Raw genomic sequence first — 24,575 nt, 5'->3', positions numbered from 1 at the left:
TGAACTTGATGTCATGGCAATTTATGCCATTTTTTCAAAATTGATCGCCTAAGTGGAAAGGCATCATGAGCTTGCACCAGTTGTCGCTTTCAGGCGTCAAGCCTTTTCTTAGCCGGACAGTAATGATATTACATAATTCTGGAGCGGCAGTTAACACGTTGTTGCTGCCATATCCCTATCTGTCTGTGCAGGAGGTTGTGCAATGGTAGACCTCTCCGCAATCCTGGCCCGTATCACTGGCGTCCCCCACACCTTCGACGGCCCTTATTTCGTCTGTGCCGAGCCGGGAGGAGAGCCGCATCTTGCTCGGTGGGATGAGGCTGTGCTGGGAGAGAGGCCGACTGGGGAGCAGATGGCGGCGGTCGGGCTGGCGCTCGCCCAAGCGGGCACCTGCACCGCCATTGACGACCGGGCCGAGGCATTGCGCAGCGTCGTCCTGACCCCCGGCTCAGGCCAGATGGCCGCCTATCAGGAGAAGGAACGACAGGCCCGGGCGCTCCTGCAAGACGCCACCCCGACCGAAGGCGAGTACCCGGACATCTTTAATGAAATCGGCATCACCGCCGCATCGGCCGGGGAAGTGGCCATGGCCGTCGTGGCTGCAGCCGAAAAGTGGCGCACCTTTGGCCGGCTGGTGGAGCGCGCCCGCCTGGCCGGGAAAAAAGCCGTGTCCGAGGCCACCGATCCGACCGGCGTCCTGGCTGCCCGGGACGGGATCGTGTGGCCGCAGTGTGGCAACCCTTCCTTGAGCAGCGCCGCAAAATGACCTACCCTCGGACAAAGGCGACCTGCCGGCCGGCCGGTTACCCCAGCCCTTCCCGAGGCCCCCCAATGGACAAGCCCTGCATCCTGTTTGTTGACGATGATGAAGAAATACTGGCCGCCTATGTCCGCGCCTTGCGCAAGCGCTATCGTGTGGAGACGGCGGCCGGGCCGGTTGTGGGCCTGGAGCGGTTGGCCGCCCTGGCTGAGGTGGCGGTCGTCGTCTCGGATCTGCGCATGCCGGGCATGGACGGGGTGGAATTTCTCGGCAAGGTCCGGGAAGCGCGCCCCGAGGCCGTGCGCATCATCCTGACCGGCTTTGCCGACATCGGCGTCGCCATTGCCGCTGTCAATAAAAGCAAGATTTTCAGCTTTCTGACCAAACCCTGCCCCGAGGCAGACCTGGAAGAGGCCCTGGCCGCCGCCCTGCGCCAATACCAGCTCCAGGCCGCCGAGAAGGAGCTGTTGCGCGGCACCGTGCGCGGCACCATAAAACTGCTGACCAACCTGCTGGAAATGGTCAACCCCGAGGCCTTCGGCAAATCCTCGCGGGTCAAGCGGCTGGCCGTGGACCTCGGCGCCTATCTCGGCGTGGCCGAGGCCTGGCAGGTGGAACTGGCCGCCATGCTGTCCCAGATCGGCTGTGCCGCCATGCCGGCCGAAACCTTGCGCCGGGCCTACCGGGGCGAGCCGGTCCCCGGGGACAAGGCCTTTGAATTTGCCATGCATCCCAAAATTGCGGCCGAGCTGGTGGCCAACATCCCCCGGCTGCGCGAGGTCTCGGAAATCATCGCCTATCAGGAAAAACGCTTCGACGGCGGCGGCCTCCCCCCGGATGCCCTGGCCGGCGGGAGTATTCCCATGGGCGCGCGCATTCTCAAGGTGGCCCTGGACTTCGACACCCTGCAGGTCCACTATGACAGCAAGCGCCGCTCGGACAATCCCGTGGCCGCTGCCCTGGCCCGCATGCGCGACCGCAGCGGCTGGTACGATCCCGAGGTGCTGGACGCCCTGGAATCCCTGGCCACCCTGCCCGATGGCTACCAGCCCAGGCTCATGCCCACCGAAGAACTGACCGCCGGCATGCTCCTCGATCAGGACGTGGCCGACCTGGGCGGCAACCTGGCCCTGGGCCGGGGGCTCGAGCTCAACGCCGTGGCCATCCGCCGCCTGGCCCGTCTCGACGCCGACCGGGGAACCAAGGGACGCTGGCGGGTGCTGACGCCGCCGCCGGAACAGCTCGCCTTTGCCATGATGCTTGATGGCTAGACGGTTTTGCGCCAATAAAGATTGAAGCGTGCTGACAACCGCGTGTCCGGCCCCCGGGGCACAAGTGACACCCCCAAACCGGCGACCCCATGCAAGCAGTACCCCCCGCCCCGAACACCCCTCCGCCCCAGCCCGCCGAACCGTTTCGCGGGGCCTTTTCCACGCAGACCCAGTCTGTCATCGGTTTCGGGGCCACCAAACGCAAGGTCAAGCAGAGCATCAATGTTTTTGCCGAGGAGCAAGCCGACGGCACCTACGCCGTACGCACGCTTAACAAGCATTCCGTCCCCTCCGGCAAGGTCCGCGTCATCACCAAGGACCAACTGCTCGCCGAGTACCTGCCCGAACCCGACCTGTATATGAACAAAGTCGCGCCCATGATGCGCCGGGTGCGCGAGAACGTGGATGTCGGCGACGCCCACCGCGCCGAGGGCGAACTCATCTCGGCCGAATTCGAATACAAAAACGCCCTGCGCGTGGACGAAGAACACATCCGGGCCACCTTCGGGCTGGGGCTGACCTACCTGGACCGGGGGGAATTGGCCAACGCCAAGCTGGTGTGCCGTCGCATCATCACCCTGGAAGCGGCCTTTGGCCAGGAACACAAGCACCTGTTTAACGAATTCGGCATCAAGATGCGCAAGCACGCCATGTACGAACTGGCCCTGCGTTATTATTTCAGGGCCTTTCGACTGAGCAAAACCGATGACCACCTCCTGTACAACATTGCCAGAACCTATTTCGAACGCGGCAAATTTGCCATTGCTTTGAAATTTCTGGCCATGGCCCAAGCCATAAACCCGAGCTTTCCCGAGGCCGCGACCCTTTTGCGGGCCATCGAACGCAAGGCCGGGGAAGCGCCTGCGGCCGGGGAGGAGTACCAGCGCTCCCGCCTTGACGACGAACCCGGCGGCCCGGCCGCCCAATGAGGACCGGCATGAGCTTTCTCGGACGCTTTCTGGTGGAACAGGGTGCCGTCACCGAAGCGCAGTTGGCCGACGGCCTGCGCTATCAGCACGAACAAAACCGCCGCATCGGCGAGGTGGCCGTGGAGCGGGGCATGCTCACCCCGGACCAGGTCGATGTCATCCGGGGCCGGCAGGACGATGACCCGCGCCTTTTTGGCGACATTGCCGTGGGCGAGCGCCAATTGTCCCGAAGCAACCTGGACAATCTGCTCTTTTTCCAAAAAATCCAGCACACCTACCTCGGCGAGGCCCTGCTTGTCCTGGGCCACATCGACCGGGCGCGCTACCAGGAGCTGATGGGCCGCCATTACACCCTGCGCGACAAAGGGCGGGTGAGCCTGCGCTATCTGCAAGAGTTTTTCGCGGAAAACCGGGTGGTCGAGTGCCTGTTTGCAGCCCTGACCCGGGCCGTTTCCCGCACCAGCCAGGAAGAAACGGCCATCGTCAGCCTGGGCAAGGCGTATACCCCGGCCGATTACCCCGAAAAGGCCCTCTTTGAAGGCACAGTCCTCGACGGACGACGTTTTTCGGCTGCCATTGGCCTCACAACCCCACTGGCGGCGCGGCTGGGCAGTCTGCCGGCCTTTTACGAAACAGTGCTGCACTATTTCGGCGACATGCTGCGCGACGCCGCCCTGCTCCTGGAATCGAGCCGGATCATCCGTGGCGGGCTGCCCCCGGCCGGCTGCGAAGACTGCCTGACCGTGCAGGCGCATACCCCCACGGGTGGCCTGCTCCTGGTCTTTTGGCTGGCCCAGGCCCCGGCATGAGCAAGCCCCGCACCAAGGCCGCCTGTCCTGCGGCCGATCCGCTCCTGCCGTTTCTGGAGGCCTTTTTTGCCGCCCTCGACGAAGGGCTGTGTTTCCTGGACCATAACCGCCAGGTGGTGGCGGCCAACGCGGCCATGCGTCGGCTGATCGCCAGCAAAGATTTCGAGGCTCCGGGAACCTGTCTGACTGCTCTTGACCCCTCGTGCGGGCTGTGCGGCCGCTGCCCTGCGGCCGAGGCCCTGGCAACCGGACGCTCCGTCACCCGCCGGGCGGCGGAGACAGCCCCGGACGGTTCCCAGCGCCATCTCGAAGCCGTGTGCCACCCCCTGGCCGACGCTGCCGGAACGATTTTCGGCGTGGCCGAAATCGTACGCGACGTGTCCCGACGCGAGAGGGGCGAACGCGAGATGGCCCTGGCCACCCAGGACATTGAGATGCTTTTGGCCTCCATCCGGGCCATTTTGGTCAGTCTGGACGGCCAAAACCGCATCCGCCGTTTCAATGCCAGCGCCGAGGCGGCCTTTGATCTGGCCGCCGGGGCCGTGACCGGCCGGGATTTTTTTGACGTGGGCCTTGGCTGGGACGATCACCTGCTGCAAGACGCCGTGGCCCAAAGCCGCCGCAGCCAGGCCCCGGTGCGCCTGGACGAGGTGCGTTGCCGCACGCCGGGCAAGGCCGAGCGGCTGCTCGGCCTCACCGTCAATCCCGTGCCTGCTGCCGACGGCGAGGCCGTCGGCGTCCTCATCCTCGGCCAGGACCTGGCCGAAATCAAAGCCCGGGAGCTCAAAGCCGTCCACGAACGCCGTATGCAGGCCATCGGCCACTTGGCCGCGGGCATCGCCCACGAGATCAATACCCCCGTGCAGTACGTGGGCTACAATGCCGGCTTCCTCGACGAAGCCTTCACCGACGTCCTGGCCCTCCTGGACGGCTACGGCCGGCTGGCCCAGGCCGTGCGTGGCGGCGACGCCGCCGCCATGGCCGAAGCCGAGGCCGCAGCGGCGCAGTTGGCCGAAGCGGCAGACCTGGACTATCTGCGCCAGGAAATCCCCTCGGCCATCGCCAACACCCGCAAAGGCATCGGCCAGGTGGCCGACATCGTGCGGGCCATGCGCCAGATGTCCCACCCGGGGACAGGCGAAATGCTCTTTTTTGACATCAACGCCAGCGTGCGCGATATTGTCGTCATCACTCGCAACGCCTGGAAACATGTGGCGGATGTCGCCCTGGAGCTTTCCCCTGAGCTTCCCATGGTGTATGGTCTGCCCCATGAGGTGTCCCAGGTTTTATTAAACGTGGTCCTCAACGCCGCCCAGGCCGTTGAGGAACGCGTGATCCGGGAACCGTGGCAGCGGGGACGCATCGTCGTCGGCTCCCGCCTCATACCCGGGATGCTGGAAGTGACGGTGTCCGACAACGGACCAGGCATGGACGAGACGGTCAGCAGCCGGATGTTCGACCCGTTTTTCACCACCAAGGCCGTGGGCAAAGGCACCGGACAGGGGCTGGCCATCAGCCAGGCCGTCATGGCCCGGCACGGCGGCAGCATTGATTGCAGCACAAGGCTTGGGGAGGGGACCACCTTCTTTCTTCGTTTTCCTCTGGAAGACGGCGGCAAGACACGACACGAGGCGACGTAACGCCCGGCAAACGGCAGGTGTGGCAGGCCCATGGGCGGCAAGGCTAAAATACTCTTCGTCGATGACGATCCGGAAATATTGGCGGCTTTCCGGCGCACCCTGCGCCGCCGTTTTGTGGTGGACACGGCTCTTGGCCCTATCCGCGGCCTGGAAGCGGTGGCCGAACGGGGACCGTATGCCGTGGTGGTGTCGGATCTGCGCATGCCCGGCCTTGACGGCCACGAATTTTTTACCAAACTCAAAAAGACCTGCCCGGACACCGTGCGCATCATGCTGACGGGCTACGCCGATCTGCGCGCCGCCATGGCCGCCGTCAATACCGGCCATGTGTTCCGCTTCCTGGCCAAGCCCTGCGCCGAGGAAGAACTGGCCGAAGCCCTGGCCGCCGGGGCGGCACTCTACCAGCAGGCCACGGCCGAACGCGATTTTTTAAAAGGGGCGCTTCGCGGCATCATCAAGGTGTTCGTCGATCTGCTGGCCCTGACCAATCCCGAGGCCCACGCCCGGGGCCTGCGGGTGCGCCGGCTGGTCATGGACATGGCCCGTTATCTGGAAGCCCCCGACGCCTGGCGCATCGACCTGGCCGTGTCCCTGTCCCAGATCGGAGCCCTGGTCATGCCCGAATCCCTGTTCGCCCGGCTGCGCCAGACCGGAACCCTTGGCGGCGACGAAGCCCGGCTTTTTCTCCGCCATCCGGCCATTGCCGCCGATCTGCTGGACAACATCCCCAAACTCCAGGAAGTCGCCGCCATCATCCGCTGCCAGGAGATGCCCTACGCCGCCACGACCGGCGGCGGGAGCGGCCCCCGGGGCACGGACATTCCCCTGGGCGCAAGGCTTTTAAAGGCCGCTTTGGACTTTGACCGGCTGCTGACTTCGGGGACGGGCCGCACCGAGGCCCTGGCCGTCATGGCCGGCCGGGAGGGACTCTACGATCCCCGGGTGCTGGAGCTGGTGGGGCTGCTGGCCGGCGAGCGGGAGGGCTCCTGCCGGGCGGTGGTTCCGGTTTCGGCGTTGACCCCGGGCATGGTCCTGGAAGAAGATATCCCCTTGCCGGACGGAACCTGCGCCGCCACGGCCGGGCAGATGGTTGACGCCGTCCTCCTGACCCGGCTGGCCGAAGCCGTCCCGCAAGCGTCCTGCCGGGTGGCGACCCCACCGGCAGACGAGGCGGCATCGTCGAGTCTGGCCGACCCCGACTTGCTGGCCCTGTTGCGTCTGGTCAAAAACGCCGCCCCGTCGGCCTGATCCCAAGGATTGCCCTGCCCATGTCCACTGTCCAGCGGATCAAAGCCGAACAGGCCACCAAAAACTACGAACGCATCGTGGCCGAGTATTTCGCGGAAACGGGGCTGGTCGTCGTGTGTTCCGACGACGAAAGTTTTACCCGCCAGCTCAAATATGCCCTGAGCACCCTGCGCATCGACGTCAAAACCGTCCTGCGCGAAACCGCCGACTTCGACGAGGTTGCCACCCTGGCCGCCAAGACCGTGGAGCGGTTGGCCAGCCCCCTGCTCGTTTTTCTCGAACGCCGCCTGCACAAGACCACATGCCTGAAAACCGTCAAAACGCTTAAAAAATTTTACAGCGACAAGGTGCGTCTGGTGGTCATAAGCACCGAACTCTCGCGCGATGAGATGATTCTCACCCACGAGGTCGGGGCCGACAGCTTTATCACCAAGCCCATTTCGGCCAATGCGCTGATCGAAAAAATTGCCTTCGCCATCCGGCCCAACACCCAGCTTGGGGTGTTGCTGGACCGGGCGGCCGCGCTCATTGCCCAGGGTGATCTGGATCAGGCCCAGCGGGTGGCGACCAAGGCTTTCGAGCTCAAGCCCGGCAGCTTAAAGGCCCATCTGCTCCTGGGCGATGTGGCCTTGCGCCGGGGGGACCACGGTCTGGCCGAGCGGCATTACACCGAGGCGGTCAAGGCCGAGAAGCTCTTTATTGAGCCGCTCAAGCGCCTGGTCGATCTCTACGAGGCCAGCGGCAACGCGGAAAAACGCCTGTCCTGCCTCACCCGCCTGGACGCTTTGTCGCCGCTCAATTACGAGCGCAAGGCGGCCATCGGCGAGGCCTATCTGGATCGGGGCGACACCGAGCAGGCCAAGATTTTTTTCGAGGAAGCCCGGCGGGTGGTGGGCAAGGTGGCGGTGGATATGGTCAGCGAATCGCTCATGGACATGGCCCGCAAGATCGGCGAGCGCGACCCGGAGATGGCCCTGCGCTTCGTCACCGAGGCCATTGCCGCCAAGGGCGAGGCCATAACCCGCGCAGACCTCTGGATGTTTAACAATCGCGGTATCCTGCTGCGTCGGCAAGGCAACTGGCAGGAGGCGGCGGAAAACTACCGCAAAGCCCTGGCCGTGGCCCCGGACGACGCCGGCGTGCGCTACAACCTCGGCGTGGCCCATGCCGAGGGCAAGGACTATGCCACAGCCCTGGACCATTTCGAAGCCGCCCTGGCCCTGGCCCCGGACCTGATCCGGCAGGGGCCGACCGTGGGCTACAATATGGCCACCGCCTACCACCGCTGCCGCAACCTGGAGGCCGCCCGCCAATTTTGCCAGCTCTCCCTGGAGCTGGACCCCGGCTACGAACCGGCCCGCCGCCTGCTTGGCTCTCTGGCCCAATAGCCCGTACCCATGCCGGCCCTTTTCCCTTTCGTGCAACGCCTTGTCCCGCTGTGTCTGGCAGCGGCCCTGCTGTGGCCCGGGGCCGGTCGCCCGGCCCTGGCCGCCGGGGACGCAACGCTGGTTTTTAACGCCTGCGGGGCCTTGCTGCGCCAACCGGGTCTGGGCGACCCCTGGCCCGGGGGCAAAGCCGTGCGCCCGGGCGGGACGCTGTTGCCCGGCGACAAGGGACTGGGCTGCCGTTTCACCCTGACCGGGGAGCCGGCCGGGGCAGCGGTCGTGGTGACCGTCCGGCTGACCCGGCCCGGGCCTGGCGGCGCGCCGGTGGACGACCACTGGTTCGTGCCGGTGCGCCGGGGCGAGGCAGCTGCGGCGGTCTACGGCTTTGCCCCTGGCCAGCCGGTGGCCGCCGGCCCCTGGAGCCTGACCCTGACGGCAGACGGGGCCGGGCCGGTAACGGCCCGTTTTGACGCGCCAGCCCCGGTGGGCGAGCCGGAAGCGGCGGGATTGGCGGGGTCGGCTCTGCCAGCGGCCGCCGGGCCGCCGCTGCCGGCCCCGAAGACGACCCCGGTGACGGTCCAGACCGTAACGCCCTTGCCACCGCCCCTGGTTGGCGAGGCAACGGCCCCAACCGTTGCGGCACCGGAGGCTGCCGCCATTGCGTCCGCCCCGGCCGCCGGGTCGCCGGCCTCGGCTGCCCGCAGAGCCGAGGCACCCCTTTCGCCCCCGGCCGCTGCCATGCCCCAGGTCGCCCCGGCCAAGACCCAACCGGCCGCTGCGGCCAAGGCCAAGCCTGCCGACCCGCCCCCGGCCAAAGCGCCCGCCCCGGCCCCGGCCAAGCCCGCAGCCACGGGCACAGGCCAAACCGTCGCCCAAACCACAGCCAAAGCGGCTGCCCCGGCCGGGTACGTGGCCCTGCAAACGGGCCTTTTCACCGACGCCGACAACGCCGCTGTCCAGGCCGCCAAGCTGCGCGCCCGGGGTATGCCGGCCTGCGTGGCTGTCACCGAAACTGCGGGCAAACGGCGCTATCGGGTGCTGGCCGGCCGGTTCGGCGACAAACGGGCGGCCGGGGAGGCCCGGGCGGCCGTGACGGCCATCCTGGGCCTGTCCCCCCTCCTCTATGCCGTTGACGCGGCCGAAGTTGCCCGGCTGCGCTGCCGGTAGCCGCAAAAAGCCCCGACACCCCTTCGGTCTGGCGGCGCCCCCAGGACGCCCCCCCGCCCCTCCTTCCCCGTTGCCTCTGATGCACCGCACGCCTGCCGTCTTGCCCCGGCGGCGTTTTTTTGCCTGCCGCCCCACGGGGGAGGCTAAAGAACGGCTTGGGCGGAGTCGATATGAAATCAAAGAGGCACAATTCGGAACCGTACTCGAGGGCCCACGACCGGGACCGAATTATCAAAGGGCAAGGACGCCCGCAGCATTCACGGAGGAAACAACCATGTCGCTCGTTATCAACCACAATATGATGGCCGCTACCGCGGCCCGCAATCTGAACAACTCGTATAGCGCCCTGTCCGTGTCGACCCAGCGTTTGTCTTCGGGCCTGCGCATCAACACCGCCGCCGACGACGCCGCCGGTCTGGCCATTCGTGAATTGATGCGGGCTGACATTTCCTCCATCAACCAGGGAGTGCGCAACGCCAACGACGCCATCTCCATGATTCAGACGGCGGACGGCGCGCTCCAGGTCGTCGATGAAAAGCTCATCCGCATGAAGGAACTGGCCGAACAGGCTTCCACCGGTACCTACACCTCGGATCAGCGTCTGATCATCGATTCCGAATACCAGGCCATGGCTTCGGAAATCACCCGAATCGCCAACGCCACCGACTTCAACGGCATCTATCTGCTCAACGGCAACCTGTCAGGTGACACGCATAGCGGTGCCGGCATCAACTCCTCCGGCAAGCTCAAGGTCCACTTTGGTTCCGGCAACAGTTCGTCCGAGGACTACTACTACGTCCAGATCGGCACTTCCACGGCCTCGGCTCTGGGTGTCGGCGTCGGTGCCGCCGCCGGTGCCGCCGGCAAGAGCATTTCCACCCAGGAACTGGCCCAGAAGGCCCTGGACGCCTTAAAGACCGCCATTGTGTCCAAGGATAAGATCCGGGCCAACCTCGGTGCCCTGCAAAACCGGCTGGAGAACACCATCTCCAACCTGCAGGTCCAGAGCGAAAACCTGCAGGCGGCCGAATCGCAGATCTCCGACGTCGATGTGGCCACGGAAATGACCCAGTTCGTGCGTAACCAGATTCTCACCCAGTCGGCTGTGGCCATGCTCTCCCAGGCCAACTCCATGCCCAGAATGGCCATGCAGCTGATCCAGGGTTAACGCGTCGCATACTCCGGTCGGACCGCTTCAAAAGCGGTCCGACCTTGCATTGGCATTCCCCTTGCTCTGAAGCGGACAGGTTCTGGCACCAGGAATTTTTTTCCGCCAGGGGAGCATTATGACGAGCACCATCAGCAGTTACACCCCGGCTTCCACCTCCGGGCAGATCACCTATACGGGCCTGGGCAACGGCACCGATTTCGACTCGTTGATTACAAAGCTCGTCCAGGTCGAACAGTCCCGCATAACCTCCCTGCAAACCTGGAAGAAATCCTGGACCACCAAGCAAACCGCCTTTCAGACGCTTAATACGCAGATGCTCTCGCTTAAGACGACCTTGAGCGGCATGGACACCATGGACGAGTTCATGGCCAAGACCACGGACACCACCGATTCCTCCGTGTTGACGGCCACTGCCACCGCCGGAGCCGAAAACGGCTCCCACGTGATCGAAGTCAACCGCCTGGCCACGTCCAAAGCCATGGTCACCACCACCGGCTATGCCAGCGCCACCACAGCCATCAATTCGTCCGGCAGCAGCCAGACCTTCGCCTATACCTACAAGGGCACCACCTACTCCAACAGCATCGGTGCCAACGGTACGCTGACCGACCTGGCCAGCCTCATCAACAACGATGCCAATAATCCCGGCGTCAAGGCCAGTGTGACCTCCGATGGAACCAACTACTACCTGCAACTGCGCGGCCTGGACACCGGCGACAGCGCCAGTCTGGTCATCGACGACACAGCCACCACACTGTCGGGTTTCAGCGCCGCCAATTTCAGCACTATTTCCACCAATCAAAGCGCCCAGCTCAAGCTGGACGGTTGGCCGACAGCCTCTAACGCCTATATAACCCGGGAGACCAACAGCATTACGGATCTCCTCGCGGGCATTACTCTCAATCTCAAGAGCGCCGGCACAGTCACCACCACCACGGCCACCGATACCGAGACCATCAAGGAACATATCAGCACTTTTGTCGAGCAAATGAACGCCGTGCGCACGACAATCAAAGAGATCACCAACGTTGACAGCAGCACCAAGCAGGCGTCCATCCTGACCGGCAACTACGGCATACAGCTCATCGGCTCCAACCTCAAAAGTGCTGTGGCTGAAATCGGCCTGGGCTTTGATTACGACGCAGACAAGTATGCCACCTTGTCCCAGATCGGCATCCTCACCGACGCCGAAGAAGGTTCCGAAACGCAAGGGCTGCTCGTCATCGATGACACCATTTTAGATGCCAGGCTGACCTCCAATGCCGACGCCGTGGGTCAGCTTTTCGCCGCGCGGTACACCGGGCGCACCAGTTCTTCGGATTTTTCCATTGGTTCCTACATCAGTGGCACCACCGGCTTTGGCACCTACGAACTGTCCTACACCACCGATGCCAGCGGCAAGATCACAGCGGCCACAATTAATGGCAATCCTACAGCTTTTAATAGCAATTCCAACACGATCACCGGCAAGTACGGCTACCCGGAAGCCGGTCTGGTCATCCGGGCCATCGACACCTCTGCCGGCGTCCACACCGGGCAGGTGTCGCTCAAGCAGGGCAAGGCCGGCCAGTTAAACGATCTGCTCGGCGAGCTCACCGACGAAACCGACGGCCCCCTGCACATCCTGGACAATAATTACGACGACATCACGGCCATGATCGACAAGAAAATTGCTTTTGAAGAACGCCGCATTAACAACTATGCCTCAAGCTTGCGCAAGCGGTTTGCCAAGACCGATGCCCTGCTCGGCACCTACAACAATATGCAAACCCAGCTGACTTCGGCCATCGCCAAACTCAACGACGATTAATCCATTATCGTCCGATTTGAGCTCAAAGTTGCTCAGCCCTCCTCAAGTTTTTCCAGTTCGTCCGATAAGAGCTCCAAAAGGGAGAGCGACATGCAAAGCGCTGTCAAGAACTATATCCAGACCCAGGTCAGCACCACCACCCAGGGCGATCTTGTCATCATGCTGTTCGATGCGGCGCTCAAATATCTGCATCAGGCCAAGGAAAAAATCGTCGAGAAAAACTACGCCCAAAAGGGCATCCTCATCTCCAAGGCCTTGGATATTCTTGCTGAACTTCAGGGCTCGCTCAATATCAACAAGGGTGGCGAACTGGCTGACCGCCTGCAAAAGCTCTATTTTTTCTGCAGTTCACGTCTGCTGACCGCCAACCTCAAGATGGATATTACCAAGATCGACGAAGTGGTCGGCATCCTGTCGGGCCTGCGCGAGGCGTTTAGCGAAGCCAACACCCTGGTGACCACCAAAGCCGTGCCCACAACAGCCACCCAGGCCACCCGGACCGGCGTCTCCGCGAGTGCCGCCCTGGGCCTCAGCCATGTGGGCGGCTCGACAGCCACGATGCCCATTGGCGGTCTGGCCCCCCAGACGGTGGCCGGCCGCTATGCTGCCGCGCCCACAACCCGACCGGCCGCCACGCCCACAACCCGACCGGCGGCCATGCCCACAGCCCAGCCAGCGGCCGCGCCGGTCATCGCCGCAGCCCCAGCAGCCGATCTGACCGCCCAGGCCCCCGCCGCCCGGCAGGAACTGCCGGTTGCCTCGGCCATACCGCCGCAGATTGCAGAACTTGCCGACGAGCCGGACGAAGCGTTGTCGCTGGAAGCCGCCCAGGCGTCGCGTCCCACTGTTTCCCCGGTGCGCCGGGTCATGGCCGCCTACGGTGCCAGCCGCCCCAACGGGTAGGGTGCAATCGTGCGGCCTTGGCTGCATCTGTTTTCAAAATAGCGGCGCCTTGCGTTGCGTGCGTCGCGAAGCTGCCGGCCCGGTATTTGCCGGCTCGATACGGGACTCCCGGAGCCCGGAACCGACTGTCACGATCCGGCCCCTTGTTCCGACGGGCCACCCGAGGTACCAACAGCCATGGTTGCCTCCGTGTCCGGCCCGCCGGTCCACCCCTTTTTCGCCTATACCGCCGAGGTGCTGTCCTGGCGACTCGGCCGCCCTGACAGCCCGCCACCAACCTGTGCCCCGACGCCGCAGCAGACCCAGGCCCGGGTCGGACGCATCCTGCGAGCCGGCACCGGCCGTTGCGAGATCATCCTGCTTGGCCTTGGCAGCGGTGATCTGGCCGCCGCACTGGCCGCCCGCCAGCCGGCGGGCATGCCGCTGACCGTCGTTTCGCTGGCACCTGAGTCTGCCCGCAGCCTCCTTGCCGCCGGGCGGCTACCCTGGTTTGGCCCGGACAGTCCCTGCCGGCTGTTGGCCGACACGTCACCCCAGGCCGTCTGCCAACTGCTCTTTTCCCTGGGCTTTTCTTCCCAAAACGCCCTGGTGACGGTCAATCCCGAACCGGGTGACCCCGGGGAGAAACCGGGGCTGGCCTTCGTGCGCCGTTTGCTGACCGCCAGCCGCCTGGCCCCCCTCCCGGAACGGCCGGACGCACCGTTGCCGCCAGCGGGGCTGACCCTGGCCTTGCTCGCCCGACCGGACGAACCCCAGCTCGACGCTTTCTTCACAGCCGTTCGCGGCCTGGCCGGACAGGCGGTCATTGTCTGGGACGCCGCAGCCGTTCCCGACACCGCCGGACAGGCCCAGGCCCTCGGGGTGCCGGTGCGCCATCTGGCCCGGCCCCTGGGCAACGATTTTGCGGCCCAACGCAACGTCATGCTGGCGGCCTGTCCGCCCGGCTGGGTGCTCTCCCTGGACCCCGACGAACGCCCCGGACCGGGCTTTGCCGCCAGCCTCGCCCGCCTCATGGCCACCCCCGGTCTTGGCGCAGCCTATTTTCCACGGCTGACCCTGTACCCGGACCAGACCCGGGCCAAAGTGGGCCATGGTTTGTGGCCGGACTGGCAACTGCGCCTGTATCGCACCGGCCCCCCGGGCAGCCTGCGGTATGTGCGCGCCCTGCACGAACGCCTGGAAGGCACCACCGGCAGCACCGGGCTGGCCCTTAACGCCCCCATCCTGCACCGCAACCGGCTGGTGGCCGATCCGGCCGCCGTGTCGGAGAAACTGGCGGCGTTTAGCCGCCTGCCCGGGGCGGCCTCCCATTGCCTGAGCGCCGACTATCCCACCCTGCCCCTGGAATTTTTCACGGCCCTGGCCCCGCCAGCCAGCCAGGGCAGACTGCTGCTCTTGCCGGGGCCGGCCGAGTGACGCGGCCTAGCGCGCCAACCGACCGCGGCCTGAGCCGGGCCAGCCTCACGACCGCAACCAACCGGCCCAGAGGCATTCTCCGGCCCGGTTGCCGCCCCCACCCTTGACGCGGCGGGGATGAAGCGCCACAGTGCAAATGTGTTAAAGGACGGCTTGGCCGACCGGCTTACCCACCGGCACGGGCCATAACAGCGACAACGGGGTGGTCCATGTGGATGTGGATACGGGCGAAATGGCGCGCCGTGGCGGATTGGCGACAAAAGGCCCGGGAGTTGCATCCCGAGACCTTCCGGGCCATGGCCGGCGAATTGGCTGAGATGGCCGCAGTGGCCGCCAAGATACGCCCGGAGGAACAAGCCTTTCTGCTCAAGATCCGGCATATCCGCCAGGAGATGCTTGATCTGCAGGAAATGACCGCACGGCCGGAATTCCGCCTGCTCACGCCAAAAAAACGCCAGGAACTGCGTGAAAGCCTGCTGAGTTCCCGCAGGCAACTGCTCAAGACCCTCTCCGAAGCGCCCGTGGTCACCACCACGCGCCAATAACGGGCCACCCGCGCCCAGGCTGGAGGTTTCCATGCGTCTTGCCACACAATCCGGCCTTCTGGCCGCCCTCGTTGCCGCCCTGGTTCTCGTCGGCTGCGCCGTGCAACCGAAAATGAGCGACAAGACCGCCGTCTATGTCGATGCCTGGACCAAACGCAACAATCCAGAAGTCTACGTCGAACCCATGAAAGCGCCGCCCGTGCCTGTTTCGGCGCTCATCGTGCCCTTCCAGGTCACCCAGGACATCCCCTACGCCCAGGATCTCGGCGAGCAACTCACCCGCGTCGTCTGGCAGACCTGGACCCGGGACCGCGTTTTCCCCAAACTCCTCTACGAAGCCAACCTCAAAACCGCCTCCACCCCCCAAGCCGTGGCCCTGGCCCGGAAAATGGGCATCGATGTCGTGGTGGTCGGCAAAATCACCTACGTCATGTCCGGCGGCACCCGGGGCGATACCGGCGTGTCGTTCACTTTCGACGTCATCGACGCCCGCAGCGGCGAACGCCTCTGGTCCATGGCCCACTCCGGCATGATGGAAACCGGACTCACGGAAGATTACATCATCTTTTCCAAGAAAAACCGCATGCCCCCCGAACCCGTCTCGGCCGTCACCGCCACCCTGGCCATGGATATGGGCGGCCCCATCACCAACTGGAACTACGGCTACAAAGCCCCGCCCCCGGCCGGCCCCAACCCGGCACCGCCGGCCCCTGCGCCGGCAGGCTCATAACCAACGGGGCGACGCCTTGGCTTCATAACGGATCTGGCTCCAACGAAATGCGGCCCTCGGGGTTTCGCGCAAGGCTTTGATTGCGCAAAACCCCGAGGGCCGCTGGCGACTTGGGGGTCGCAATTGGGGGTGCTGGCTCCGCCGTCAAAGCCCGGCGGAGCCAGCACCCCCAATTGCGACCCCCATTTTCGTTCGTCCACGCAACAAATTATCCCCCAACCGCTCCCCCTATTCCCACCCACCCCGCCGGGGGGTCCGGGGGGATCATCCCCCCGGTGGGTCCAGGGCAAAGCCCTGGTAGGGTCCGGGACAGCGTCCCGGCGGGGTCTGGGGCAAAGCCCCAGTCACGCCAGCGTGCTGGTAGCGTCGCGGACGCGGGCTTCGGCTTCCGAGGGACTTAGGCCGCGCAGGGCGGCGAAGGCGGCGAGGTTTTCTTCGGCGTCGCAGGGTCGCAGATACAGCGGTTCGATGGGTGTGTGGCTGTAGCGGGCGCGGGCGGCGGCAGCCAGGAGGATTTCGGGAGCGGGATCGTGGGTTTCGGGACCGAGGATGGTGGCCAGGGAGGCGGCGGCCAGGAAGGCATCCCGGGAGCGCTGGGCTCCTTCGCCCACCAGCCACAGCGGGCCGACAGCGGCGGCATCAGCCACGGCCACGGCGGCAGCGGCCACGGTCAGGGCCACGGGCGGTCCCATGGGCAGCGGTTCGCCGTCGGCGAGAAACGTTTGCAGATAGACCTGCCCGGTGCGGGCGTAGGTGATGGCCACGACGACGCCGGTGGCCTGGCGGGCGGCGGTTGCGGCCAAAAGTGGCAGGTAGTCCAGGCCGGCCATGGGCACGCCGCAGCCGCGCGACAGGCCAAGGACGGTGGCCAGGGCCACGCGGATGCCGGTGAAGCTGCCGGGACCGCGCACGCAGGCGATGCCGCCGAGTGCGGCGGGGGCGACGCCGGCTTCGGCCAGCATGTCGGCGATGCGCGGCACCAGCGTTTCGGCGCTGCTGCCCGAGGTGGCGGCCCGGCGATGCAGGAAGGCTTCGCCGGGCCGGCCGAGGGTGATGCCGAGTTGCGGGGTCACCCCGTCAATGACGAGCAGCGGCCCGGCACCGGGCGGGGAGCCGGCATCAACCATTTAAGACGCTCAATTGCCGCCGGATGTCGTTGACCGTGGCCAGGATCATAAGCCCCAGGAGAAAGGCCAGTCCGATCTTGGTGCTCAGCTGGCGCATGCGCGGGCTGACGGGCTTTCGCATGATGATTTCCAGGGCGTAAAAGAGCAGATGGCCGCCGTCGAGGACCGGGATGGGCAGGAGATTGAGCACGCCGAGGTTGACGCTTATGAGCGCGGCCAGGGCGACAACGTTGCCCAGGCCCTCGCCGGCCTGTTTGCTGACCATCTGGGCGATCATGATGGGACCGCCGATGCTGTCCAGGGGCACCACGCGCTCGATGAGCTTTAAAAGTCCCGTGTAGGTGACGACAACAACGTTCCAGGTCTGTTTGACGGCCTCGGAAGCGGCCGAACCCGGGCCAAGGGGCACGGTCCGGGTTTTGCCCGAGGCCACGATGCCGACCAGCGGGACGCTTTCCTCTTCGCCAAACAGGTTTTTAACCGTGCGCAGCGTGGGCGTGAGCGTGAAGACGGCGTCCTTACCGTCGCGGTTGACGGTCAGGGTGACGGCCTTGCCGTTGCTGCCGCGGATGGCCGTGGCCAGCGTGTCCCAGTTGGGCACGGGCGCGCCGTCGATGGTCAGGACCGTATCGCCGGGAGCCAGACCGGCCACGGCGGCCGGGCTGTCGGCCTGCACCTGTCCGACGACAGGCAGCATTTCGAAGCGGCCCTCGGCGGCCAGCAGGCCCCAGAAGAGCAGCCAGGCCAGAAAGAAGTTAAAAAGCGGGCCGGCGGCCACGACGATCATCCGCTGCCAGGCCGGGCGCAGGCGGAAATGCGTTTCGGGCGGGAAATCGTCCGGGGCGACATCGTCGGGGTCCTGGGCCACGAGCTGAACATAGCCGCCCAGGGGAATGGCCGAGAGGATGTAGCGGGTCTTGCCGCGCGTGAAACCGAGGAGTTTCGGCCCGAATCCCAGAGAGAACGTGGTGACGCCCATGCCAAAGGCCCGGGCAGCGATAAAATGTCCCAGTTCGTGGAAAAAGATGAGGCCCCCAAGGACCAGAGCCACGGCAAGGATACTTTCGATCATGGGCACTCGCAAACGCCGGGGGACGGGAGGTCCGGGCGTGGTGTTTCGACGACGGCCGAGCGGTCGGGAAATCCGCGGCAAGGCCTGTCGTTATGCGTAAATAAGCGGCAACGGCGAAAAAGCAACATGCTTACCGCGCCATCACCCAGTCCGCGACCTCTTGGCGCACCCGGACATCGAGGTCCATGACGGCGGCGGCATCGGCCAGGGGTTCGCCGGCATGGGCGTCAAGGGTGGCGGCAATGGCGGCGGCAATGCCCAAAAAGCGCAGCCGGCCTTTTAAAAACAGGTCCACAGCCACCTCATTGGCGGCGTTAAGGGCCACGGTGTGGCTGGGGCCGCAGTCAAGGGCCTGCCGGGCCAGTCCCAGGCAGGGAAAATCGTCTTCACGGGGCGCTTCGAAGGTGAGCGAGGCCAGCTTGACCAGATCCACCCGGGGCACGTCCAGGGACAGCCGGCGCGGATAGCCCAGACAGTAGGCGATGGCCACGCGCATGTCCGGGGGGCCGAGGTGGGCCAAAAGGGAGCCGTCGTGGAGCTGGGCCAGGGAGTGGACGATGCTTTGGGGATGGACCACCACCTCCACCTGGGAAACGGGCAGGCCGTAGAGCCGGCAGGCCTCGATGACCTCCAGGCCCTTGTTCATAAGCGTAGCCGAGTCCACGCTGATTTTAGGCCCCATGGACCAGTTGGGGTGATTGAGCGCCATCTGCGGCGTCACTGACTCCAGGGACTGCCGCGAGGCCGCGCGAAACGGCCCCCCCGAAGCGGTCAGCACCAGCCGCTCGACCAGGGGCAGATCGGGCAGATCTACGCCGCCAAGGGCTTGGAAAAGCGCGTTGTGTTCGGAATCGACCGGCAAAATGACGGCCCCGGACCGCGCGGCCGCCGCCCGGATGAGATCGCCGGCCAGAACCAGGGATTCCTTGTTGGCCAGGGCCACGATCTTGCCGGCGGCCACGGCGGCCAGGGTCGGAACCAGCCCGGCCGCGCCGACAATGGCCGAAACGACCAGATCGACCTCGGGCAGGGCCGCCAGGACGGCATACCCGGCCGGTCCGACAAGGATCTCCGGGTGGTAGCCGGCCGGCAGCAGTCCGGCCAGGGCGGCGGCGTGCTCTTCGGTCAAAACGGCCAGCAGCGGCGGGCGAAACGCGGCGGCCTGCCCGGCCAGCCGGGTGACGTTGGTCGCGCCGGCCAGGGCCACGACCTGATACTGGTCCGGATGTTGGGCCGCAACGTTGAGCGTGCTGACGCCAATGGAACCGGTGGCACCAAGCACAGCCAGCCGCCGGGGCCGGCCGCTGGCAGGGCCGCCATCAGGCACGGTGAGGCTTGAAATATAACCGGCCCCAGGCAGGCCGGGGACGTTTGCCGGGGTAGCCGGATGATCGGCGGAAATCGGGGTCATGCGTCGCGTCGCGCCTTTGCCGGATCGGCGGCCCCGGGCGGGGCAATACCGTAACGGCCGAGAATTTCGGCAACGCGGGCGGAGAGGTTGGTGGCCACCTTTCCGAGCGCCGCCAGATTGATGCACAGATACAGCTCGACCTTGTAGCCGGCGTATTCCCACAAACCGGCCAGAGCCCGGGTCAGTTCCGGCTCGATTTGCAGCAGCCGCAATTTCTCTTCAAATTCGGCGGCGTTTTTGACCCGCCACAACAGCATCTCGGGCTGATCCGGGTCGTCCTCGAAAAACTGTTTGCGCCGGATTTTATTGAACCCGGCTTCAGCCAGGGCGTCCACATCGGCCTTGCCGGCCCGGCGGGCACGCACGGACTTGATCTGGATGCGGGCGGCGTCGGCCGCGCCTTTTTCGCGCAGCAGATGGGCCAAGTCGAGTTCCATGATCTGTTCCAGAACGTTGCCCAGCCGCTTGGCCTCAAAAAAGCCGGCCACATGGACGAGGACGGCGATTTCCCGGGTGGAGAAATCCCGCAAGGCCCGGGAAAAATCTTCGCGCACCACCCGCAGCGACACCATGGCCCCAAAACACAGGGCCACCACGGCGTCGGCCAGGGCTTCGCGCTGGGCCTCGGCCTCAGGGCTGTCATCGGCCAGGGCGGCCTGATACTCGCCCATCAAGGGGTCCATGGCGGCCACCTGGGCGGCGAATTGCAGTTCGTCGCGTTCCAGGCGCTTGTCGCCATCCCCCAGGTCGGCCCGCAGACAAAGCGCCAGGGCGGCTTCGGCCGTGGCCCGGCCCTCCCCGGAATCGACGGTGCCCTCGAAGGTGGTCTGGACGCGGGTCTTGGAGATGGCCTTGGTGGTGCCTTTGAGCTTGGAAAGGACGGCGTCGAAGGGATAGACCACGATAAGGAGCTGGCCTTCGCGCAACAGCCGGTAGCGCCGCTCGGTCAGGATGTCATCGTAGGCCCCGCGGACCTCTTCCTTGATGAAGCGGTCGATGTAGGCGCGCCAGTACAGCTCGTCAAAGACCATGGTGGCGGTGATTTCCTCGATCTTGCCCAGGGAATCCTCGCCGAAATGGCGGATGACGGCGTCGCTGAAATTATCCTTGATCAGGCTCGAGGCATAGACCGCGCCTTGCAGGCACTTGGCCAGGACGGTTTCCTGGCGTTCCAGGCGCTTGGCCAGTTTTTCCTGGGCCGCGGCGTCGCCCACGGCCTTGGCCTTGCCGTAGTGGTTGAGTTCAAGCAGGTAGGCCGAAAACCGGTCTTTGATAAAACTATGGCCGGGGTGCAGGCCCTCGGCCCGGCGCAGCAGCATGTCCATGAGACTTTGCTGCTCGGTTTCAAGCAAAGGAAACTCGTTGATGCGGCCGCGATTGGCCCGCAAAAATTCCAGGAACACCCGCTCTTCCAGCACTTCCCGGCGGGCTTTGACGGCTTTGAGTTCCTCAAGTCGCTCCAGGCAGGCGGCAAAACGGCCGTCCCGGTCCAATGGGGATGCATCGTCCATGGCTGGCAGCTCCTTTAACCCAGTCCGAGCAGGGACCGGCCGACGGCGTATACCAAAATGGCAGGGAGCAAGCCGTCCACGCGGTCGAGCAGGCCGCCGTGGCCGGGCAGAATCGCGCCGGAGTCCTTGACCCCGGCGACACGCTTAAGCGCCGACTCGAAAAAATCGCCGAACTGGGAAACCAGGGCCATCACGACGCCGACCAAAGCCAAAGCGGCGGCACCGGGTGGCGTGAACAGGGCGAATAAAGCGGCCACGCCAGCAGCGGCCACCAGTCCGCTGACGGTGCCGGCCCAGGTTTTACCCGGACTCACCGCCGGCCAGACTTTGGCCCCGCCCACGGCATGGCCGCCGTAATAGGCCCCGGTGTCGGCAGCCATGACCACGGCCAGGATAAAAACCGTCTCCAGGGGGGCAAAAACGGTCAGCAGCCCCAGTGGCACGGCCACATAGAGAATGGCGGCGGCCAGCAGCCCGCGCGGCGGCTCTTGCGCGCCCAAAGCGGCAAAGCGGCGCAGAAAAGCGAATTGCTCAAGCCACAGCGCCCCGGCGAGCAGGCCCACCACGGCCGGCCACAAGCCCAGGCGCACGCAGACGATGCAGGCCAGGCCAAGCCCGTAGCCCACACCTTCAAGGACCAGCCCGGGCCGACCGGCCAGGGCGAAAAATTCGCGCATGCCGCACAGAGCGGCTGCCCCGATAAGGATGGTCAGCGGCCAGCCGCCAAGGCCCAGGGCCAAAGCCAGGACCGGCAGACCGACAGCGGCGGTCAGGACACGTTTTTTTTGCGATAGGGCTTGCATAGTGTGGTTTTCTGGCAGCCTTGGCGGGGCGCACTGCGTTTCCTTAGGCCATTTGCCCGGCCAGGGCAACGCCTGCGGGTGGCCCCGCGAACCGGGCCTTGTGCGGCCTCAGGCGGCGCCCTCCCACCAGTTCACCGGCTCAAAGGTCACGGGCATAACGCCTGACAGCCCCGGCAGCACCGAACCTTCGACAAGGGCCTGCAACCGGCCGGCCAACTGCTTGTAATAGATGTCGAATTCCACCACATACCAGGTGTCGCCATCGGACAGGCCGCCGCTGACGACCATAAGGTATTCAAAGCCCTGGCCGAATCGGGCCTGTCCGGTTGCGGCGTCGGCCGCCTGGGCAAAGCGGGCGAAGCGGTCAAACACGGCCCCCAGCGCCTCGCGCCGGGCCGGTTCGGGGTCAGGGTCGGTCTGGAAAGTCAGGGTGATGTAGCCCGAGTGGTCGGGCCGCACGAATTCGGCGATTTTGAGCACGCCGTCCTTGGCCGGTCCGCCGTCGCCGAGATCAAGGGCAAACCCGGAGAATCCGGCCAGTTTCTCGTGGGCCTTTAAGTCGCGCAACTGCCGTATGAGATCGATGACACCTTCAGTCATAAAGCCTCCCGTGCGGTCCAGGCTTAAAGGATCGAATGTTGCCGCCTTGTAAAAGCTCTCCCGGACACGTATGCTTTTTCCATGCGTTTCGCCACTGTGTTTCCCCCGTCTTTCGCCGGAGGCCTTGCTTGAACGAGCCTTGCGCGGACCCCGTCCTGGCGCGAACCGCCACAGCCTGGCTGGCAGCGGCCGTCATCCCCCTTGGCGGCTGTCTGGCCCTCGTGTGGGGGCTTGGCCCCGAGATATTGGCCCCGGTGGCGGCCGTTGCCGGCGCGGGCGGCTGTGTCGCCCTGGCCGTGGCCGTGCTGCGCACCCGACGGCTGACACGGCATATGACCGCCCTGTGCCAGGAGGCGGCCGCCCTGCGCCAGCAGGTCGTGGCCTCGGGCAAGCTGGCGGTGGTGGGCGAGCAGGCCGCCGGTGTCGCCCACGAAATCAACAACCCCGTGGCCATCATGATGGAGGAAGCCGGCTGGGTGCTGGATATCCTCGACGGCGACGATTTCGCCACCCCGGACAATCTGGCCGAGATGCGCCGGGCCCTGACCCAGATCCGGGTCCAGGGGGCGCGCTGCAAGGAAATCACCCATCTGCTGCTGACCTATGCCCGAAAGCCCGACGACGCCTGCAGCAACACCGATCTAAACGCCCTGATCACCCAGTTGGTCGCCCTGTCCGGTTCCCGGGCCAAGGCGGCCAGGGTGCAGGTGACCACCGCGCTGGCTGCGGACCTTCCCCGGGTGGCCGCTCCGGCCTCCCAGCTCCAGCAGGTGCTGCTCAACTGCATCAACAACGCCGTAGACGCCATGGAGCCGGGCGGCGGCGCACTGGCCATCGCCACCAGCCGGGTCGGCGACAAAGTCGGGCTCACCGTGACCGACACCGGCCCCGGCATTTCCCCGGCGGTCATGGAGCGGCTGTTTGAACCGTTTTTCACCACCAAGGCCGCCGGCAAGGGGACGGGCCTGGGGCTGTCCATCTGCGCCGGCATCGTGCGGGAGCTTGGCGGGGAAATCTCGGTCCACTCCCCGGCCGGCGGCGGAGCGATCTTTAACATTCTATTGCCGGCGGCCGCCCAGGCCACGCCGGCCCCGGACTGCACGGAGACGCCATGACTGCCGCCCCCCTGCGCCTTTTGCTGGTTGACGACGAAGCGGGATTCACCGAAGTGCTGGCCAAACGCCTGCGCCGCCGGGGCCTTACCGTCACCGTGGCCCTGTCCGGCGGCGAGGCCCTGGCGGCCTTGGCCCAGGCCGCCTTTGACGCGGCGGTCATCGATTTCAAGATGGCCGACATGGACGGCATCACGGTGTTGCAGCATTTTAAGCAGCAGGCCCCGGGGCTGGCGGTGCTCATGCTGACCGGCCACGGCTCCCAAGAGGCCGTCCGCGAAGGCCTTGAGGCCGGGGCGGCGGATTATCTCATCAAACCTTGCGACATCGACGAGCTGCTGGCCAAGATCACAGCCGCCGTGGACCGAACCGCCGCCGGCCGTGCTGCCGGCGACGCAGGAGTATGCTGTAATGGATGACGACACCGCCCGCTTCGACGCCCGGGCTGCCGCCTGGGACGCCAACCCCATGCGCCAAAAACTCGCCCGCGACATTGCTGCGGCCATGACCGCTGCCGGCCTGTTTCGCCAGCCCATCCCCCTGGCCCTGGATTTCGGCTGCGGCACCGGCCTGCTCACCTTGAAACTGGCCGCACAGGCCGAACAGGTCACGGGGCTTGACACCTCTGCCGGCATGCTGGCCGAACTTGCCACCAAAATTGAACGGGCCGGCCTGACTAACGTTGCCATGCTCTCCGCCGATCTGGCCGCCGGCGACCCCCTGCCCGACCACTACGACCTCATCGCCAGCGCCATGGCCCTGCACCATATCCCCGACCCGGCCGTCGTGCTCAAACGCTTGTGGGCCGCGGCCAAACCCGGCGCGCATCTGGCCCTGGCCGATCTGGACAGCGAAAGCGGCGCGTTTCATGAGGACAAGGCCGGCGTCTACCACAACGGTTTCGACCGCATCGAACTGGCCGATATGCTGGCCGGCATCGGCTTTACCGGCATCGATGCCGCCACCGCCGCCACCATCGAAAAAACCGGAAAAAACGGCCAGATCATACCCTACCCCGTCTTTTTGATGACCGCCCGCAAGCCACAATAGCGGCCAGAAGGGAAGAAAAGGCAGAAGGCGGAAGGCAGAAGAGGCCTCCGGCGGCCAAAGGGGCAGCCCTTTGGCCGTCGGTGCATTCTCGTTCTTTATTCCTGA

At 65.5% G+C, this 24,575-nt stretch carries 23 protein-coding genes; 17 read left to right on the top strand and 6 right to left on the bottom strand.

The features are described from left to right. Nucleotides 1–202: 202 nt before the first annotated feature. From GTA51_RS14910 to GTA51_RS14845, 14 genes are all read left to right on the top strand, one after another. A complete protein-coding gene (locus GTA51_RS14910) occupies nucleotides 203–766 on the top strand; it encodes a hypothetical protein (protein ID WP_246198159.1) in 564 nt (187 codons plus the stop codon). 65 nt (nucleotides 767–831) lie between these two features. Continuing rightward, on the top strand, nucleotides 832–2,031 hold the full coding sequence (locus GTA51_RS14905) for an HD domain-containing phosphohydrolase (RefSeq protein ID WP_160962432.1): 1,200 nt from the start codon (nucleotides 832–834) through the stop codon (nucleotides 2,029–2,031). 89 nt (nucleotides 2,032–2,120) lie between these two features. Next, nucleotides 2,121–2,960, top strand: coding sequence for a tetratricopeptide repeat protein (locus GTA51_RS14900; RefSeq protein ID WP_160962430.1), 840 nt, complete (start codon nucleotides 2,121–2,123; stop codon nucleotides 2,958–2,960). A gap of 8 nt (nucleotides 2,961–2,968) precedes the next feature. Further along, the gene (locus tag GTA51_RS14895; protein ID WP_160962428.1) at nucleotides 2,969–3,769 is read left to right on the top strand and encodes a cyclic di-GMP-binding domain-containing protein, MshE-related; all 801 of its coding nucleotides are present in this window, start codon (nucleotides 2,969–2,971) and stop codon (nucleotides 3,767–3,769) included. Beyond that, nucleotides 3,766–5,409, top strand: coding sequence for a PAS domain-containing protein (locus GTA51_RS14890; RefSeq protein WP_160962426.1), 1,644 nt, complete (start codon nucleotides 3,766–3,768; stop codon nucleotides 5,407–5,409). The genes GTA51_RS14895 and GTA51_RS14890 overlap by 4 nt, the downstream gene beginning before the upstream one ends. A 30-nt stretch (nucleotides 5,410–5,439) precedes the next feature. Next, nucleotides 5,440–6,657: an HD domain-containing phosphohydrolase gene (locus GTA51_RS14885; RefSeq protein ID WP_160962424.1), complete on the top strand. Its 1,218-nt coding sequence runs from the start codon at nucleotides 5,440–5,442 to the stop codon at nucleotides 6,655–6,657. A gap of 20 nt (nucleotides 6,658–6,677) precedes the next feature. Beyond that, nucleotides 6,678–8,045: a tetratricopeptide repeat protein gene (locus GTA51_RS14880; protein ID WP_160962422.1), complete on the top strand. Its 1,368-nt coding sequence runs from the start codon at nucleotides 6,678–6,680 to the stop codon at nucleotides 8,043–8,045. A gap of 30 nt (nucleotides 8,046–8,075) precedes the next feature. Beyond that, nucleotides 8,076–9,209, top strand: coding sequence for an SPOR domain-containing protein (locus GTA51_RS21425; RefSeq protein ID WP_160962420.1), 1,134 nt, complete (start codon nucleotides 8,076–8,078; stop codon nucleotides 9,207–9,209). Nucleotides 9,210–9,483: 274 nt separating this feature from the next. After that, entirely contained in the window at nucleotides 9,484–10,377 is an 894-nt protein-coding gene (locus GTA51_RS14870; RefSeq protein ID WP_160962418.1) for a flagellin N-terminal helical domain-containing protein, read from the top strand. 118 nt (nucleotides 10,378–10,495) lie between these two features. Continuing rightward, nucleotides 10,496–12,190, top strand: a complete 1,695-nt coding sequence (fliD, locus tag GTA51_RS14865) for a flagellar filament capping protein FliD (RefSeq protein WP_160962416.1) — start codon at nucleotides 10,496–10,498, stop codon at nucleotides 12,188–12,190. Nucleotides 12,191–12,280: 90 nt separating this feature from the next. Next, on the top strand, nucleotides 12,281–13,093 hold the full coding sequence (gene fliS, locus GTA51_RS14860; RefSeq protein ID WP_160962414.1) for a flagellar export chaperone FliS: 813 nt from the start codon (nucleotides 12,281–12,283) through the stop codon (nucleotides 13,091–13,093). Nucleotides 13,094–13,270: 177 nt separating this feature from the next. Next, nucleotides 13,271–14,509: a glycosyltransferase family protein gene (locus GTA51_RS14855; protein ID WP_160962412.1), complete on the top strand. Its 1,239-nt coding sequence runs from the start codon at nucleotides 13,271–13,273 to the stop codon at nucleotides 14,507–14,509. A gap of 209 nt (nucleotides 14,510–14,718) precedes the next feature. Then, the gene (locus GTA51_RS14850; protein WP_160962410.1) at nucleotides 14,719–15,054 is read left to right on the top strand and encodes a hypothetical protein; all 336 of its coding nucleotides are present in this window, start codon (nucleotides 14,719–14,721) and stop codon (nucleotides 15,052–15,054) included. A gap of 31 nt (nucleotides 15,055–15,085) precedes the next feature. After that, the gene (locus GTA51_RS14845; protein WP_160962408.1) at nucleotides 15,086–15,784 is read left to right on the top strand and encodes a hypothetical protein; all 699 of its coding nucleotides are present in this window, start codon (nucleotides 15,086–15,088) and stop codon (nucleotides 15,782–15,784) included. A gap of 344 nt (nucleotides 15,785–16,128) precedes the next feature. Here the strand turns inward: GTA51_RS14845 and tsaB are convergent, their stop codons facing one another. The 6 genes from tsaB to GTA51_RS14815 form a co-directional block, all read right to left on the bottom strand. After that, the gene (tsaB, locus tag GTA51_RS14840; protein ID WP_160962406.1) at nucleotides 16,129–16,911 is read right to left on the bottom strand and encodes a tRNA (adenosine(37)-N6)-threonylcarbamoyltransferase complex dimerization subunit type 1 TsaB; all 783 of its coding nucleotides are present in this window, start codon (nucleotides 16,909–16,911) and stop codon (nucleotides 16,129–16,131) included. Further along, entirely contained in the window at nucleotides 16,904–17,983 is a 1,080-nt protein-coding gene (gene rseP / locus GTA51_RS14835) for an RIP metalloprotease RseP (protein ID WP_160962404.1), read from the bottom strand. Before rseP ends, tsaB begins: the two co-directional genes overlap by 8 nt. A gap of 130 nt (nucleotides 17,984–18,113) precedes the next feature. Beyond that, nucleotides 18,114–19,394: a 1-deoxy-D-xylulose-5-phosphate reductoisomerase gene (gene dxr / locus GTA51_RS14830; protein ID WP_160962402.1), complete on the bottom strand. Its 1,281-nt coding sequence runs from the start codon at nucleotides 19,392–19,394 to the stop codon at nucleotides 18,114–18,116. Continuing rightward, nucleotides 19,391–20,905 carry a hypothetical protein gene (locus GTA51_RS14825; RefSeq protein WP_160962400.1) on the bottom strand — a complete coding sequence of 505 codons (1,515 nt, stop codon included), beginning with the start codon at nucleotides 20,903–20,905 and terminating at the stop codon, nucleotides 19,391–19,393. Before GTA51_RS14825 ends, dxr begins: the two co-directional genes overlap by 4 nt. Before the next feature lie 14 nt (nucleotides 20,906–20,919). Continuing rightward, on the bottom strand, nucleotides 20,920–21,708 hold the full coding sequence (locus GTA51_RS14820) for a phosphatidate cytidylyltransferase (protein WP_160962398.1): 789 nt from the start codon (nucleotides 21,706–21,708) through the stop codon (nucleotides 20,920–20,922). A 108-nt stretch (nucleotides 21,709–21,816) separates the two neighbouring features. Then, on the bottom strand, nucleotides 21,817–22,308 hold the full coding sequence (locus tag GTA51_RS14815; RefSeq protein ID WP_160962396.1) for a hypothetical protein: 492 nt from the start codon (nucleotides 22,306–22,308) through the stop codon (nucleotides 21,817–21,819). A 128-nt stretch (nucleotides 22,309–22,436) separates the two neighbouring features. Between GTA51_RS14815 and GTA51_RS14810 the strand changes: the two genes are divergently transcribed. The 3 genes from GTA51_RS14810 to GTA51_RS14800 are packed head-to-tail and all read left to right on the top strand — an operon-like array spanning nucleotide 22,437 to nucleotide 24,470. Further along, nucleotides 22,437–23,423: a sensor histidine kinase gene (locus GTA51_RS14810; RefSeq protein WP_246198158.1), complete on the top strand. Its 987-nt coding sequence runs from the start codon at nucleotides 22,437–22,439 to the stop codon at nucleotides 23,421–23,423. Next, nucleotides 23,420–23,839: a response regulator gene (locus tag GTA51_RS14805; protein ID WP_160962392.1), complete on the top strand. Its 420-nt coding sequence runs from the start codon at nucleotides 23,420–23,422 to the stop codon at nucleotides 23,837–23,839. Before GTA51_RS14810 ends, GTA51_RS14805 begins: the two co-directional genes overlap by 4 nt. After that, the gene (locus GTA51_RS14800) at nucleotides 23,832–24,470 is read left to right on the top strand and encodes a class I SAM-dependent methyltransferase (RefSeq protein ID WP_160962390.1); all 639 of its coding nucleotides are present in this window, start codon (nucleotides 23,832–23,834) and stop codon (nucleotides 24,468–24,470) included. Before GTA51_RS14805 ends, GTA51_RS14800 begins: the two co-directional genes overlap by 8 nt. Nucleotides 24,471–24,575 lie beyond the last annotated feature (105 nt).

Source organism: Solidesulfovibrio aerotolerans, assembly GCF_009856865.1.
Lineage (GTDB): Bacteria > Desulfobacterota > Desulfovibrionia > Desulfovibrionales > Desulfovibrionaceae > Solidesulfovibrio > Solidesulfovibrio aerotolerans.
Note: the sequence above shows the minus strand (reverse complement) of the source record. Positions and strands in the feature narration are given on the sequence as shown.

Bases quoted from the DNA above. Each gene is read 5' to 3' on its own strand.
- GTA51_RS14910 (WP_246198159.1), top strand. From the start codon at position 203: ATGGTAGACCTCTCCGCAATCCTGGCCCGTATCACTGGCGTCCCCCAC.
- GTA51_RS14905 (WP_160962432.1), top strand. From the start codon at position 832: ATGGACAAGCCCTGCATCCTGTTTGTTGACGATGATGAAGAAATACTG.
- GTA51_RS14900 (WP_160962430.1), top strand. From the start codon at position 2,121: ATGCAAGCAGTACCCCCCGCCCCGAACACCCCTCCGCCCCAGCCCGCC.
- GTA51_RS14895 (WP_160962428.1), top strand. From the start codon at position 2,969: ATGAGCTTTCTCGGACGCTTTCTGGTGGAACAGGGTGCCGTCACCGAA.
- GTA51_RS14890 (WP_160962426.1), top strand. From the start codon at position 3,766: ATGAGCAAGCCCCGCACCAAGGCCGCCTGTCCTGCGGCCGATCCGCTC.
- GTA51_RS14885 (WP_160962424.1), top strand. From the start codon at position 5,440: ATGGGCGGCAAGGCTAAAATACTCTTCGTCGATGACGATCCGGAAATA.
- GTA51_RS14880 (WP_160962422.1), top strand. From the start codon at position 6,678: ATGTCCACTGTCCAGCGGATCAAAGCCGAACAGGCCACCAAAAACTAC.
- GTA51_RS14870 (WP_160962418.1), top strand. From the start codon at position 9,484: ATGTCGCTCGTTATCAACCACAATATGATGGCCGCTACCGCGGCCCGC.
- fliD (WP_160962416.1), top strand. From the start codon at position 10,496: ATGACGAGCACCATCAGCAGTTACACCCCGGCTTCCACCTCCGGGCAG.
- fliS (WP_160962414.1), top strand. From the start codon at position 12,281: ATGCAAAGCGCTGTCAAGAACTATATCCAGACCCAGGTCAGCACCACC.
- GTA51_RS14855 (WP_160962412.1), top strand. From the start codon at position 13,271: ATGGTTGCCTCCGTGTCCGGCCCGCCGGTCCACCCCTTTTTCGCCTAT.
- GTA51_RS14850 (WP_160962410.1), top strand. From the start codon at position 14,719: ATGTGGATGTGGATACGGGCGAAATGGCGCGCCGTGGCGGATTGGCGA.
- GTA51_RS14845 (WP_160962408.1), top strand. From the start codon at position 15,086: ATGCGTCTTGCCACACAATCCGGCCTTCTGGCCGCCCTCGTTGCCGCC.
- tsaB (WP_160962406.1), bottom strand. From the start codon at position 16,911: ATGGTTGATGCCGGCTCCCCGCCCGGTGCCGGGCCGCTGCTCGTCATT.
- rseP (WP_160962404.1), bottom strand. From the start codon at position 17,983: ATGATCGAAAGTATCCTTGCCGTGGCTCTGGTCCTTGGGGGCCTCATC.
- dxr (WP_160962402.1), bottom strand. From the start codon at position 19,394: ATGACCCCGATTTCCGCCGATCATCCGGCTACCCCGGCAAACGTCCCC.
- GTA51_RS14825 (WP_160962400.1), bottom strand. From the start codon at position 20,905: ATGGACGATGCATCCCCATTGGACCGGGACGGCCGTTTTGCCGCCTGC.
- GTA51_RS14820 (WP_160962398.1), bottom strand. From the start codon at position 21,708: ATGCAAGCCCTATCGCAAAAAAAACGTGTCCTGACCGCCGCTGTCGGT.
- GTA51_RS14815 (WP_160962396.1), bottom strand. From the start codon at position 22,308: ATGACTGAAGGTGTCATCGATCTCATACGGCAGTTGCGCGACTTAAAG.
- GTA51_RS14805 (WP_160962392.1), top strand. From the start codon at position 23,420: ATGACTGCCGCCCCCCTGCGCCTTTTGCTGGTTGACGACGAAGCGGGA.
- GTA51_RS14800 (WP_160962390.1), top strand. From the start codon at position 23,832: ATGGATGACGACACCGCCCGCTTCGACGCCCGGGCTGCCGCCTGGGAC.